This is a genomic window from Phycisphaerae bacterium (genome assembly GCA_035384605.1).
GTDB lineage: Bacteria > Planctomycetota > Phycisphaerae > UBA1845 > PWPN01 > JAUCQB01.
Map to the genome: position 1 here is coordinate 1 of DAOOIV010000058.1, position 14,298 is coordinate 14,298.

The window sequence follows — 14,298 nt, forward strand, 5'->3', positions numbered from 1 at the left end:
GCCGCAACATCTTGAGCGGGAAGGCAGGTCGCCGCTGCGCTGTGACCTGCCCTACATGCTTGGCAGGTCGCCGCTGGGCTGTGGCCTGCGCTACGTGCCCGTGCCGGGCGGCCGTGCCTGGCGGTATTTGTTCTGCGTTCGGTGAAGGTAATGAGGATGAGAATCCTCCATCCGGAAGGCCCCAGAACGGATTCTGGGGCCAGCGAGAATGAGGATGAGAATCCTCCACCCGGAAGGCCCCAGAACGGATTCTGGGGCCAGCGAGGTCGCCGCTTCGCTGTGGCCTGCGCTACATGCTTCTTGTGTGAGAGCTGCCAATGCTCGCCGAGATCTACTGGATCAAACCCCTCCCCTATCGCCTGGCGATCATGCCGCGCCCGCGCGGTGGTGAGTGGCTGGGCGACGAGATCGCATCACTTCGTCGCCAGGGTGTCGACGTCATCGTCTCGCTGCTGACACCGGATGAGATCGCGGAGCTTGGGTTGGAGCAGGAAACCGAATGCTGCCACTCGGCCGGCATCGAATTCCTTTCCCTGCCCATCGAGGATCGGTCGGTACCTGCGGACCCGCGGGCGACACGAGATCTCATCGAGCGGCTGGCCGTGGATCTGAGGGGCGGGAAGGCGGTTGCCATCCACTGCCGCGCGGGCATCGGCCGCTCGGCTCTGGTGGCCGCATGCATTCTGGCCAAGCTTGGCGTGACGACAACCGACGCGTTTCGGGCCATCGGCCAAGCCCGTCATTGCCCCGTGCCGGACACACCCGAGCAGATCGATTGGGCCGACAAGTCCGCACTCGGGCTCGAAACCGAGATGTGAATCACGAAGGTACAGGGTGGTAGGGCACGGTCGAGCGAAGCGAGACCTGCCGCAACATCTTGGGCGGGAAAGGCAGGTCGCCGCTTCGCTCTGACCTGCCCTACATGCTTGGCAGGTCGCTGCTTCGCTGTGACCTGCCCTACGCACCCGTGCCGGGCGGCTGCGCCTGGTGGTATTCGTTCCGCATTCGGTGAAGGCAGTGAGGATGAGAATCCTCCACCCGGAAGGCCCCAGAACGGATTCTGGGGCCAGTGAGGCACCCGGAAGGCCCCAGAACGGATTCTGGGGCCAGCGAGGTCGCCGCTGGGCTGTGGCCTGCCCTCCATGCTCACCTGCCGTGCAAGCCGAAAACCGAAATGTGATTCACGAAAGCATGCCTTACGGCGTCTCGATTGAGGCCAGCCGGTAGTCCATCCTGTACTTGAAAGTCAGCGCCTGCGTCGTGTCCGCCGGACGACTGAGGGTGACCTTCCACTTGGCGGCCTCTTTCTGCCCACCGATTCCGACGCACTCGCTGCCGTCGGGGGCATCGGCGGCGCGTGAGAAACTGGCAACGAGTTTGCTCGACCCGTCGGGCGTGAGAGTGACGGGGAAGGTTTTCGTCGTGCCGAGCTGACAGGTCAGAGTCACTTGCAGTTGGGCGTTTTCGACGCCCAGCGGCTCGGGGCTGGTCACCTCAACGCTGAGAACGAAATTCTGGTCCGGCGCCGTCCATCGTGACTCCACGGACTTGCTGGCCGTGCCGTCGGAGGTCTCCGCCTCCTCGATGGTCTGCTCACCCGAGAGCGTCTCGGGCGGGTGAGAGCTATCGACCACGCAGCCGGCCGCGCTGAGCGCCATTACCATTGCGACGCCGCAGAGCAGCGGAATTGCGGCCCCTTGAAACCATCGGCCTGCACGACCTTTTCCGCCCACAGAAGTGAAACAAGCCATCCGATACCTCCATTTCATGAAAACGAGACAAGTCAGCGAACGGCACAGGCTCGTTCCTGGAACCCATTGCCATTCATCGTACATTCTTCGGACCGCTTGCCACCCTGCGGGCCTGTTATTCACTTTTGAACCAAACAGGAGTCTACCTTTTCGCGGAGCCCGGTCAAGCGTTTCTTGCTGAAACTCGGCGGCATCTCCTTTCTGGCCGTGCGAAAGACCCGGAGCGGACCTTCCGTGTGATTTCGAGTCCGGCTATACGTTTCGCAACGCGGGCTTAAGCCATGGTGTGGCGGACGGTGTCGAAGCCGTTTCTCTCAACCGCTGTGAAGAAGTGGCGGGATTGTCCGTTTTCTCCACATTGGTTATAATCCGATTGCCCAATGAGACTGGGACTTGAAGAGGAGCATCCGTGAGTAAGAGACAGACGCGTCGTGAGTTTCTGAAGGCTTCGGCACTGGCCGGGGCGGGTTTCTGGGTCAGCGGGAGGCAGACACTCGGTCAGACGACGTCGCCGAGCGAGAAGCTTGGCGTGGCCGTGATCGGTGTGTCCGGACAAGGGCACTGGAACCTCCGTCAGGTGACCGGCCCCGAGGCTGCCGAGATCTGCAACATCGTCGCCCTCTGCGACGTCGATGAGAACAAGGCCGCCGAAGTACGACAGAGGTTTCCCAAGGCCCGTTTCTACACCGACTTCCGCAAGATGTTCGATCAGAAGGACATTGATGCGGTCGTGATCGCGACGCCCGATCACACGCACGCCGCCGCTGCGCTGCCGGCTTTGCGGCTTGGCAAGCACGTGTATTGCGAGAAGCCCCTGGCACACACTGTGCGTGAAGTGCAGCTCATGCGCGAAGCCGCGGCCCGGGCAAAGGTGGCCACACAAATGGGCACACAGATCCACGCGCGAAACAACTACCGGCGTGTCGTCGAAGTGATCCAATCCGGCGGCATCGGCGCGGTGCACGAGGTTCACGTCTGGGTCGAACGCGAGTGGGGTGGCCAAGAGCGTCCGACGGAGACCCCGCCAGTGCCCGAAGGGCTTCACTATGACCTGTGGCTGGGTCCGGCACCGTATCGGCCTTATCATCCAGCCTATCTGCCTGCGAACTGGCGCGGCTGGTGGGACTTCGGTGGCGGCACACTGGCAGACATGGCCTGCCACCACATGGACCTGCCTCACTGGGCGCTGGATCTGCGACATCCAACGACCATTGAGGCCGAGGGGCCACCTGTCCACCCCGAAAGCTGTCCCGTGTGGCTGATTGTGAGGTTTCACTATCCCGCTCGCGGCAAGATGCCGCCGGTCCTTCTGACCTGGTACAACGGCAAACGGCGTCCCTACTATTTCCAGGAAGGCAAGCTTCCGGAATGGGGAGATGGTGTCCTGTTCGTCGGCGACAAGGGAATGTTGCTGGCCGACTATGATCGGCACGTGCTCCTGCCGGAAAAAGACTTTGCTGACTACAAGCGGCCGGAACCCTGCATACCCGAGTCGATCGGCCATCATCTCGAATGGCTGGAGGCCTGCAAGTCGGGCGAGAAAACGTCGTGCAATTTTGACTACAGCGGGGCTCTGGCTCAAACGGTGCTTTTGGGCAATGTGGCATATCGCAGCGGCAAGAAGATCCGATGGGACGCCGAGCGGCAAAGGATCACCAACACTCGGGAGGCTGACACATTTGTGGATCCGCCTCGACGGAAAGGGTGGGAATTGGCTTAGAACCTAAGGCGGACCGCCTTTTTGCGGGTCTCAACCCAAGCGTACCGGGATCCAGAAACATGCGTGCAAGCGGCACACATATCCGGCCGTAAGGTTCTATGCGGCGGCGGATGCGACGACTCCAGTGGCTATTTCATCGAGCCCGTGGTGGCGGTGAGCAGGGATCCCAGGTGGAGGCTAATGGTCGAGGAGACAGGGTCCATGTCAGCGTGGGCGACTCTTCTAGAACCTCCAGTTTAAGCGGGGGGGCAAACCGCAGAGCGGCCAACATCACACGGGGGCGGTCCTCGCGGTCGTCGTCTTGAACAAACCGTGGCCTCTCCCCGCCAGGAATGTCCCGGAGGGCTTGGGCGGTCGTGGGACAAGCACGGCTTGACGCGGCGGACTCGGTGGGTAGAATGCAGTTGTTTGCTCAGCGGGAGCAATGCGCGCGGAACGGTCGATAGACGGATATGGCGACGAGACGGCACACGGGGACTCCAACATGCTTAACGTCTTGCGGCACATAAGCTTATGCATGCTGTCCGCGGCAACGTCCCAACCCGCCCCGGTGGCTATTCAGCCGTCGGCGGCACCGGTTGCGTGGGAGTTGAACTTCAGGTTCGAGGATCCGCAGCGGGTATCGGTGGTTGTCCCGGGCAAGGACGAGCCCGTGGTGTACTGGTTCATGCTTTACAGGGTTGATAACCCGAGCGACCAGGAGGTGGACTTCTACCCGGCGTTCGAGCTGGTCACCAACACCCTGCAGGTGATCGAGAGCGAGGTTCGGGTGAGTCCGGAGGCATTCCGGGCCATTGAGCGGCGGGCGAACGACCCGTTGCTGGTGGCGCCTGAGCGGGCGATCGGCAGACTGCTGAGAGGCAAGGATCGAGCCCGGCACAGCGTGGCGATCTTCAGGGACTTCGACCCCAAGGCCACAGGCTTTACGATTTTCGTTGCCGGCTTGTCGGGCGAGGTCAGGCGCGAGAAGAATCCGGCCTTTGACGCGAGCAAACCGGAAAGTGAGACGAATAAGCGGTATTTCACGTTCCGCAAGACATTGGCGATTCCGTACAAGTTTCCGGGGAGCCCGGTTACGCGAAGGAGCGTCATCCCGGAGCGGTTGGCGGATAAGCAGCAGTGGATCATGCGATAAGCAACGAACGGAACGACTGAATCGGTATGGGAGCAAGGCGCAATGGCACATAAAAAGGGACAAGGTTCGACTCGCAACGGTCGCGACAGCAACCCGCAGTACCTGGGCGTGAAGCTCTACGGTGGTCAGCAAGCGAAGGTTGGCTCGATCATCGTACGGCAGCGAGGCACGGTCTTCAAACCGGGTCGTTTCGTAGGTCGCGGCAAGGATGACACTTTGTTTGCGCTCGTCGACGGCACGGTGGTCTTCAAGGGTCGACGTGTGGACATCGCGCCAAACTGACCATCCGAGCCTCGGCCATCCGCCTGTCCGTCGGGGCGCCGGGTCGGGTCACGCGCCGGACAAGGGATCGGGTGCCGCGGCATGCACGGAGTTCAACCGAAAGGGTTCCCAGCGGCCGACGTCGTGTCGGCCGTTTGTTTTTGAGCGAGAGTGCGCTTGAGAGCGACAGGCAAAGTCGGGGGCGGCGAAGAGCTGCCGCCCCAGGCTCTGCGATGCTCTACTCGCGTTTGCCATGGGGCATGAAGGGGGATCGAATCGTGGGATGGGAGGAGTCGTTTCGCGTGTACTACCCCCCCTGCCCCCCTTATTAAGGGGGGGAGAGGGGTGTGGTTCCCTTATTAAGGGGGGAGAGGGGGGCGGCTTCCTGATTAAGGGGAGGGGGAGAGGGGTTCATTCTCCCTTACTAAGGGGGCATAGGGCTTCAATGAACCTTATTAAGGGGTTTTAGATGGTTTCTCCCGCCCCTATGAACGGGCGGAGAGGGTTTCTTCACCCCCTGATTAAGGGGGGAAGGTTTGACGATGTTCATTGATCGGGCGGAGATCTATGTCCGAGGCGGCAACGGCGGCCACGGCTGCATGAGCTTCCGTCGCGAACGGTTCATTCCAAAGGGTGGTCCGGACGGCGGTGATGGAGGCCGGGGCGGCAGCGTGTACCTCGTCGCCGACGAGAGCGTGGCCACGCTGTTGGACATGGCCGGCCATCACCACTGGGTCGCGGAGAACGGCAAACCCGGCAAAGGCAAGAACATGACCGGTCGCAGCGGCAAGGATCTTGTCATCCGGCTGCCGCCCGGAACGCTGGTTTACGACCGTGACAATGGACGCCTGCTCAAAGACCTGGACGCCCCAGGAAAGAAAGTGCGAATCGTCCGGGGTGGCCGGGGCGGCAGGGGCAATGCCCACTTCGCCACGGCTCGTCACCAGGCCCCCCGATACTGCCAACCAGGCGAGGAAGGCCAAGAACGTCGGCTGCGTCTGGAGCTCAAGCTGATCGCTGACGTGGGCCTCGTCGGGTTGCCCAATGCGGGGAAGAGCACCCTATTGTCTCGGCTGACCAAGGCTCGTCCCAAGATTGCCGACTACCCGTTCACCACCCTCGAGCCGCAGCTTGGGATTGTCGAAATGCCCGGATATCAGCGTTTCGTCATGGCCGACATCCCGGGCCTCATCGAGGGAGCGCACGAAGGGCACGGGCTAGGCGACGACTTCCTGCGGCACATTGAGCGCACCCGGATGATCCTGCACCTCATTGACGTCCACCCCCTTCCGGGCCAAGCGAGGCCGATCGAAGCCTACCGGATCATTCGCAACGAACTGCGAAAATACTCGGAGGCCCTCGCGGCCAAACCCGAGTTGATCGTCGCCAACAAGATCGACCTGGCCGAGAACAATGATGCGGTGGATCAACTCCGCGACGAGCTGGAAGCCTTGGGCATTGCCGCCGAGGAGGTCATAGCCATCAGCGGCGTCACTGGAAGCGGCCTTGAACGACTCGGGTATCGTTTGTGGGAGATGGTCGAGGCGGCCAAAGCCCGGGAGCGGGTTGCGGCAAGCGCTCTTGCGGTCAAGAGCAAGGACGACCCGTTCCGCGGTATTCTGCCGGACGGAGAAGAGCCTGACGAGGCCGACTTTGAGGAATTGCTTTCAACGAACGAAGAGTCCTCTGAAGCGGCGCAAGGAGATTTCGAGGATAATGAGACGGCCGACGATCTGACAGGAGGCGCATCGTGATCGCGGAATCCGGACGAAGCGGCAAGGCTCATCTGATCCTGATGGACATCGGCAACACGAACGTGGCCATGGCCAGTTGGTTCGATGACCATCGTGACGAAGCCGAACACATTCCGACGGTCTCTTTTGACCAACTGATGAACCGCCTGGAACGTCTGTGGAACGAGCTTCCGGGGACGGCGACGCGCGCCGTGGTGATCTGTTCAGTCTGCCCGCCGGTGCTCGCCAAGTTGAGACAGGCATGCGCGGCCAAGGGCATCAAGCCGCTGCTGGTTGTGGGGGAAGAGATTGAATCGCCGATTCCGCTTGACTTGGCGCTGCGGGAGCCCTCCAGAGTAGGCACCGACCGGCTCTGTGCGGCCGCCGGGGCGTTTGCCCGTGTCAGGGGGGCATGCGTGGTTGCCGACTTCGGAACTGCGCTGACTATTGATTTGGTGGCGGACAACGGCATATTCCTGGGGGGGACAATCCTGCCGGGTGTCGCCCTGTCGGCCAGGGCTCTGCACGAACACACCGCGCAGTTGCCGCTGGTCGAGGTCGGCTGTCCTACCGAGACCCTCGGCAAGGACACGCAAAGCGCGATTCGCAACGGCATCTACGCGATGATGGTCGGGGCATTGCGGGAAATTGCCGAACGCTATGCCACCGACATCGGCAAATGGCCGCCCTTGGTTATCACGGGAGGCAACGCCCCCGACATCGCCCGCGGGGCCGATTTCGTGGACAAGGTCATGCCTGACCTGTGCCTGGACGGTTTGGTGATCGCGTACAAGCAACACGCGGGCACCGATGAAGACCAGCCAGGTGTTTGTCGCTGAGAACCTGGTGATGCAACTACTGCCGGGCCGATGCATATCAGGTTATAAGCCGACCCGCAGGAGCATCAGCCCGGCGTCAGCCGACGTTCCGGAGTCGAGCAGGAGTCCGTTATTGAAGCACCGGGACGCCGGTCCCATAAGTGCAAGCCATCTCCGCTGGGCAGGATACCGGTTTTGCACGAGGCAACGCATCGAATGAGACAACGTTCCCCATCACCTGATCCGCAGCTACTGGAATTGATCGACAACGGCCTGTCCCGTGAGGCTTCCGACCTGCACCTGGTTACGGGCCATCCGCCCACATTGCGCATCCATGGCGACCTGTTCCCGGCTGACAAGATCCCTCTGTCCACAGAGGCTGCGGCCCGCATCATCTCCAGCATCATGCCGGCCGAGTTGCGGTCCCGCCTCGACGGTCAGAAAGACTTCGACTTCTCGCTGAGCGTGGGCCGACCGGCCGGCGTGGTTCGTTTCCGAGTCAACGTCTTCTTCGGCCAAGGCTCGATGGGAGCTTGCCTGCGTTTCGTGCCGTCCTCGATTCCCACCTTCGAGTGGATGGGAATCCCGCAAGACCTGGTGGAACGAATCGTCAATCTGCACAGCGGCTTGGTACTGATTACCGGCATCACGGGGTCGGGCAAGACCACCACGCTGGCCGGCCTGGTTGAGGAGATGAATCGGCTCGGTCATCGCCGTATCATCACCATCGAAGAGCCGATCGAATACGTGTTTCTGCCCAAGGCCAATACCGTGATTACGCAGCGAGAAGTCGGCATCGACGTGGCCAGCTTCGCCGACGGATTGCGTTCCGCGCTTCGCCAGGATCCCGACGTGATCCTGTGCGGCGAAATCCGCGACGTCGAAACCGCGCGCATGGCGATCAGCGCTGCTGAAACCGGTCATCTGGTCATGTCCACCGTGCATACCCAGGATGCCAAGGGCGCGATCACGCGACTGATCGACATTTTTCCTCTTGAGCGGCAGCAGGACATCCGCTGCCAGCTCTCTCTATCGCTGCGCCTGGTGATCAGCCAGTACCTGCTGCCCAGCGTCACAGCCGGTCAGAAACGAGTTCTGGCCATGGAGGTCCTGACCGCCAGCGATCCCGCACGAGCGGCCATTCGTCTCAACAAAATCGAATCGCTCGAAACGATCATCCAGACCGGCAAGAAGTGGGGTATGCAGACCCTTGATGAAAACCTGGCCAGTCTCGTGTGCAACCGGCGCATTTCTCCCGAAATCGCCCACCGCTACGCCAAGAACCCTGCGGGCCTGCGGGCCATGGGCGTACCCGACCCCCCGAACAGTTCGTTCGAAAACGCGGCGGGCAACGTGACAAGGTCCTCCGGTCGTGCTGATGTTCTCTCCCCGTGAATCGGTTTTCGGGAAGTGAAGATACCAGGGCCGCACTCCGTTTTTCTTTCCATGAGACTGTGACCGCGAAGCCGCGGATGGCGAGATGAGACGTCGCCCACCGAGCCTGTCGGGCCCATGCTCCTCATGGCGGGCAAGGCGACTGTGTTGTACGATGCCATATGATGCTTCATGACCCGGCCACTGACATGTCCGAAACCGACGCACTGAAAGCCGCCTGCCTGACTCCCCCGGCAATGGGGGGTGTCGCGGTCATCGAGGTGGTGGGGCGTCATGCCTTGCGCGTGGTCGCCAAGTACCTTCGCTCCCGGCGTCCGATCGACCCGAACGCCGTGGACACGAACGAGGTCCGCCTTTGCCGCTGGGCGGATGGGGATCAAGTGATCGACGACGCCCTCGTGACGGTTCGACGGGCCCCGGACGGCCCATTCGTGGTCGATATCAGTCTTCACGGCGGGCCACGAATCGTCCAGCGAGCATTGTTGATGCTCCAGCAGGCCGGAGTCCGGATCGTCGAGCCTACGGCACTGCTGGATGATTCCTGCCCGGCGGCCACCGTCGTCGAGCGAGAGATTCTGCCGCTGCTGCTTCGAGCCAAGACGCGGGCAGTGGCCATCTGGCTGGCCGAGCTTGTTCACAGGCTGCCCAAGCGCATCGAGGCGGTATTGGATCTCATCGAGGTCGGCGAGGCAACCTTGGCACGGCGGGAGTTGGCGGCGCTTTGCCAGTCGGTCGATCAGGCCAGATACCTGCTCAGCGGTGTCCGAGTGGTGGTCATCGGGCCACCCAACACCGGCAAATCGACGCTGATCAATCGCCTCGCCAGCCGCGAGCAAGCCGTTGTCAGCGACCAGCCGGGTACCACCCGGGACTGGGTCGAGCACCCGGGGGTTATCGACGGCATTCCGCTCGTTTTTGTCGACACGGCCGGCATACGCGACACGGCAGACCCGATCGAGCAGGAAGCCATCCGCCGGACATATCAGCAGGCTTCAACTGCTGACATTCTGCTGAGCGTCTCTGACCTGACCACCCCTTTGGAGACAGGCCTTCCCCCCAAGAAGATGACGGGGGACCAATCCGGTATGATCCGCGTTCCGCCGATCGTACTCGTCGCCAACAAGTCCGACCTGCCGGCACATCCATCCTGGCAAAACGTCCAGTTTTCCGAGGCGGGCTTCCTGCAAGTCAGCGCCCTGGCATCGGCGGGACTTGAGGACCTTGAAGCAAGGCTTGTCGATTCGACGGGGCTGACGGGCTGGCGACAAAAGCTGATTGCCCCGGTCAGTCCGCATCAGGTGGCTTGCTGTCGTGGGGCATTATCGGCACTGGAATCCGGCCGGGCCGACCCGCCGGCCGCCTCAAGATGGCTGAGAGACATGCTTGGACCGGCAAGTCCCCGCTGAAGCACGCCGGAAAGGCGGGTATAATCAGCAGCGGGCCAGAAGGTCCTCTCCGCATCGACCGGACAACAGGTTGAGGGAGGGTCTTTGCAGGGGTGGATTACGCGGCCTTGAAACCGAGGTTCTCGCCGAAGCGTTGTGAACGGCGAGACGACCCGAAAGCCGGAGTGCATTATGGCTGACCCTTCCATCGATGATTCCCAACTGGGCCGGTTGGCCGTTGATAGTAAACTGCTCACCTTGAAAGAGCTGCATGACTGTCTGGCCGAGCAGAAGAACCTTGCGAAGGAAGGAAAGCGAGTCTCGTTATCCGAGGCGATGCTGCGATGCGGTTTCGTGACCCGTTCGCAGCTCCAGCGGCTGGGCGCGGAAATGGAGGACTCGATCGCCCGAAAGGCGCAGCAGATTCCGGGGTTCCAGATTCTCGGCAAACTGGGCCAAGGAGCGATGGCCACGGTCTTCAAAGCCCGGCAACTCAGCCTGGACCGCATCGTGGCGATCAAGGTTCTGCCTAAGAAGCTCGGCGAAAACTCGGAGTTCGTCGAGCGGTTCTATCGCGAGGGACGCGCGGCGGCGCGTCTTAACCACAACAACATCGTTCAGGCCATCGACGTCGGCGAGGCCAGCGGCTACCACTACTTCGTCATGGAGTACATCGACGGCAAGACCGTTTACGACGATCTGGCCGCAGGCAAGATCTACAAGGAATCTGAAGCTCTCGACATCATCATTCAGATTGCCAAGGCTCTCGAACACGCCGCCGAACGCGGCTTTGTCCATCGTGACGTCAAGCCGAAGAACATCATGCTGACGCGTCACGGTGTGGCCAAGCTGGCAGACATGGGCCTGGCGCGTGAGACGGGCGATCTGAAAGCGGCGATGGCCGAGGCCGGCCGTGCATACGGCACCCCGTACTACATCAGCCCCGAGCAAATCCGTGGCGAGGTGAACATCGACTTCCGGGCCGACATCTACTCTCTCGGCGCCACGTTCTACCATATGGTGACAGGGAAGCTGCCTTTCGAGGGGTCGACGCCCGCGGCGGTCATGCACAAGCATCTCAAGGAACCATTGGTTCCGCCGGATCACATCGTTCCCTCCCTGTCGACGGGTGTCGGGGAGGTGATTGAACGGATGATGGCCAAGAAACCGGAGGATCGGTACGCCTCGATAAGAGACCTGCTGACCGATCTGGAAGCCATCGCCCGGGGCGAGCCACCGCTTCAGGCCCGCAAGAAATACGACGCTCACCTGCTCGAAGGCCTGGCGGAGAGTGCCGAGCCGGTCGAGGAAAAACCGGCCGTCCAGCAATCAAGCGAGCCCAAGCCGCTGGTCGTGCCGGTCGTGTGGGTGGTGGTGCTCGCCGCCCTGCTAGGCGTTTCGCTTATCGTCAACATCATTCTGGCCGTGCTGTAGCACCTGCCCATCCGACCCGGCTTGACTTTTTTCCCGGTTGGCCCGAAGAAGATCTGGCCAAGAGGAGGTCTACAGCCATGAACCGTTCACAAGTCGCGAATCGAACGACCCAAGCGCGCGTCACCCGCCAGACGCCGGCTGACGCATCACCGAGGCGGCTGATATGTCAGATTGCCCTGGCCGCTATCCTGTCCGGCGGTGTGCCAACAGGGCGAGCCGCCCAGGGAGAGCCGGTGCTCCATGCCGGCACTTCGCCCAAACCAATCGAGGCCTCGCACTTCCCCGATCGGCTGCACGCCTTCGTCTGGCGGAACTGGGAATCGGCGGACTTGTCGGAGATGGCTCGCGTGCTGGGCACGACCGAAGACAGCGTCCGCGAAATCGGCGAATCCATGGGTTTGCCACAACACGTTCCGATTACCGACATACAGAAACGGCGGGGCTACATCGGCCTCATCCGCCGCAACTGGCACCTGCTGAACTACGATCAGTTGCTCCTCCTGCTCGGCTGGAAGGCCGAAAAACTCGCGTACACTCTCAAAGAGGATGATTTTCTCTGGCACAAGCTCGGCGCCCTGAAACCCGATTGTCCGCCGCTGCGATACGAGCCACCCACCGAGGCGACACAGAAGAGATGCGCCCAGATCAAGGAACTGGTGACTCGTGAGTTCGGCGAGTCGTTCGGGCAGCCGGCCCAACCACGGTTCGCCTTTGTGGAGGAGCTGTCGAAGCCCTTGTCGGAGATGCCCCCTGGTCCACAGGCCGGTGACGAACCGATCCGTTTCATTTATTCTTATTTCGCGGTCTTCGGCGACCCCCTGCTCGACGCCCGGCTCAATCCCTATCCCGACGGTCTGCTGCAACGGCTGGTTGGTTTGGGCGTCAACGGCGTCTGGCTCCACGTCGTCCTGCGCGACCTTGCGCCGTCGCAAGACTTTCCCGAGTTCGGCGAAGGGCACGAGACAAGGCTGGCCAACCTGCGGCAGCTCGTGCAGCGGGCCGGCGCGCACGGCGTGAAGGTGTATCTCTACATGAACGAACCGCGATGGATGCCGTCGACGTTCTTCGAGGATCGTGCGGACATCGCCGGCGTCCGCGAGGGCGACAACACCGCGATGTGCACCAGCACCGATCGCGTGCGGCGGTTCCTGGTTGACTCGCTGGCGCACGTCTTCCGTGAAGTGCCCGATCTGGGCGGGGTTTTCACCATCACCGCGTCGGAAAACCTGACCCATTGCGCCAGCCACTACCAGCAGGCTTCGTGTCCGCGATGCTCGAAACGCTCGCCGGCGGAGATCATCGCCGATGTCAATGCCGCAATCGCCGAAGGAGTCCGCAAAGGCAATCCCAACGCGACGATCATCTGCTGGGATTGGGGCTGGAAGAACGAGTGGGCCGAGGCAATCATCCGTCGTTTACCCGACGACGTGTACCTCATGAGCGTCAGCGAGTGGGATCTACCGATCGAGCGAGGCGGCGTAAAAACGATCGTCGGTGAATACTCGATATCTTCGGTCGGTCCGGGGCCGCGTGCCCAACTGCACTGGAAGTGGGCCCAACAGCGCGGGCTTAAGACGATGGCGAAGGTTCAGGTCAACTGCACCTGGGAGCTGTCGGCCATCCCATACCTGCCGGCAATGGACCTCGTCGCCCGGCACATCGAAAACCTTCGCGACTTGGGCATCCGTGACATGATGTTGAGTTGGAGTCTCGGCGGATACCCTTCGCCCAATCTGCAACTGGTCCGCGAGTTCAGCAAGACGCCGCCGCCGACGGCTGAACAGGCATTGGCCCGCGTGGCCGAGGATCTCTACGGCAAAACCGCAGCTCCAGAAGTGCGGAAGGCATGGGCGGCCTTCAGCACGGCCTTCGAGGAGTACCCTTACGGAATGCCGGGGCTGTATGCAGGCCCGTTTCAGCTTGGGCCCGCCAACCCGCTGTATCCTGCACCCACGGGATACCGTCCAACGATGGTCGGCTTCCCCTACGACGGTCTGGATGCCTGGCGAAGCTCTTACCCGGCGGATGTGTACGTGAGTCAGTGCGAGAAAGTCGCGAGGGGGTTTGCGACCGGCATTGAGTTGCTGCGCCAGGCCCAGACAAAAGCTGACACGGACACATTCAGCCGGACCATCGCAGGGGAGCTTCGTCTGGCGGAGGCCGCACGGATACACTTCATGTCGGTCGCCAACCAGGCACGATTCATTCTCAATCGCGACGCGTTGAGCAAGCCTCGACCGCCGATACACACAAGCACGCCACAGATCGCCGAGGTGGCACAACTCACCACCACACAACGCTCAGTCATCGAAGAGGAAATGAGGCTGGCCGCGCGCATGTACGACCTGACCCGCGCCGATGCCCGCATCGGATACGAAGCTTCGAACCATTACTATTATCTCCCCCTCGATCTAATCGAGAAAGTAATCAATTGCCAGCATCTGCTGGATTCGGACAAAATGAAAAGGGTGACGATCGGGCAAGACAATCCGGAATAGCTCCACAGTCATCGACAGGTACTGATTCGGTCATATCGAAGGACACCAGAATCTCAAAACCGACTCGCGCCGTGACGACCTGGCGTCAGGTCGCGTCGTATTCCGCGGTCGTCGTGCGCTGTACGACCGGCCGATCCAGGCCGTTTGCAGTCGCAGGGAGATCGGCTG

The 14,298-nt window shown here is 61.7% G+C and carries 11 protein-coding genes; 10 read left to right on the forward strand and 1 reads right to left on the reverse strand.

All coding sequences use genetic code 11. The annotated features are described in order from the left end of the window. Window positions 1-317: 317 nt before the first annotated feature. Window positions 318-818, forward strand: coding sequence for a dual specificity protein phosphatase family protein (locus tag PLL20_13280; protein HPD30964.1), 501 nt, complete (start codon window positions 318-320; stop codon window positions 816-818). Between the two features lie 378 nt (window positions 819-1,196). On the opposite strand, the gene PLL20_13285 is transcribed toward PLL20_13280, so the two are convergent. Next, entirely contained in the window at window positions 1,197-1,751 is a 555-nt protein-coding gene (locus PLL20_13285) for a hypothetical protein (protein HPD30965.1), read from the reverse strand. Window positions 1,752-2,160: 409 nt separating this feature from the next. Here PLL20_13285 and PLL20_13290 point away from each other — a divergent pair, with 409 nt between their 5' ends. From PLL20_13290 to PLL20_13330, 9 genes are all read left to right on the forward strand, one after another. Then, window positions 2,161-3,471, forward strand: a complete 1,311-nt coding sequence (locus PLL20_13290) for a Gfo/Idh/MocA family oxidoreductase (GenBank protein ID HPD30966.1) — start codon at window positions 2,161-2,163, stop codon at window positions 3,469-3,471. A 517-nt stretch (window positions 3,472-3,988) separates the two neighbouring features. Then, a complete protein-coding gene (locus PLL20_13295) occupies window positions 3,989-4,606 on the forward strand; it encodes a hypothetical protein (protein HPD30967.1) in 618 nt (205 codons plus the stop codon). A gap of 42 nt (window positions 4,607-4,648) precedes the next feature. Then, on the forward strand, window positions 4,649-4,888 hold the full coding sequence (rpmA, locus tag PLL20_13300) for a 50S ribosomal protein L27 (protein HPD30968.1): 240 nt from the start codon (window positions 4,649-4,651) through the stop codon (window positions 4,886-4,888). 521 nt (window positions 4,889-5,409) lie between these two features. Then, window positions 5,410-6,621, forward strand: coding sequence for a GTPase ObgE (gene obgE / locus PLL20_13305; GenBank protein HPD30969.1), 1,212 nt, complete (start codon window positions 5,410-5,412; stop codon window positions 6,619-6,621). Beyond that, window positions 6,618-7,439 (forward strand): type III pantothenate kinase, encoded by an 822-nt coding sequence (locus PLL20_13310; protein HPD30970.1) that lies wholly within the window; start codon window positions 6,618-6,620, stop codon window positions 7,437-7,439. The genes obgE and PLL20_13310 overlap by 4 nt, the downstream gene beginning before the upstream one ends. Before the next feature lie 195 nt (window positions 7,440-7,634). Further along, window positions 7,635-8,813 (forward strand): PilT/PilU family type 4a pilus ATPase, encoded by a 1,179-nt coding sequence (locus tag PLL20_13315; GenBank protein HPD30971.1) that lies wholly within the window; start codon window positions 7,635-7,637, stop codon window positions 8,811-8,813. Window positions 8,814-8,974: 161 nt separating this feature from the next. Further along, window positions 8,975-10,219: a 50S ribosome-binding GTPase gene (locus PLL20_13320; GenBank protein ID HPD30972.1), complete on the forward strand. Its 1,245-nt coding sequence runs from the start codon at window positions 8,975-8,977 to the stop codon at window positions 10,217-10,219. Window positions 10,220-10,390: 171 nt separating this feature from the next. Continuing rightward, window positions 10,391-11,632 carry a serine/threonine-protein kinase gene (locus PLL20_13325; GenBank protein ID HPD30973.1) on the forward strand — a complete coding sequence of 414 codons (1,242 nt, stop codon included), beginning with the start codon at window positions 10,391-10,393 and terminating at the stop codon, window positions 11,630-11,632. A 77-nt stretch (window positions 11,633-11,709) separates the two neighbouring features. Next, complete coding sequence (locus tag PLL20_13330; protein HPD30974.1) at window positions 11,710-14,130, forward strand: hypothetical protein; 2,421 nt, start codon at window positions 11,710-11,712, stop codon at window positions 14,128-14,130. The last annotated feature ends 168 nt before the right edge of the window (window positions 14,131-14,298 follow it).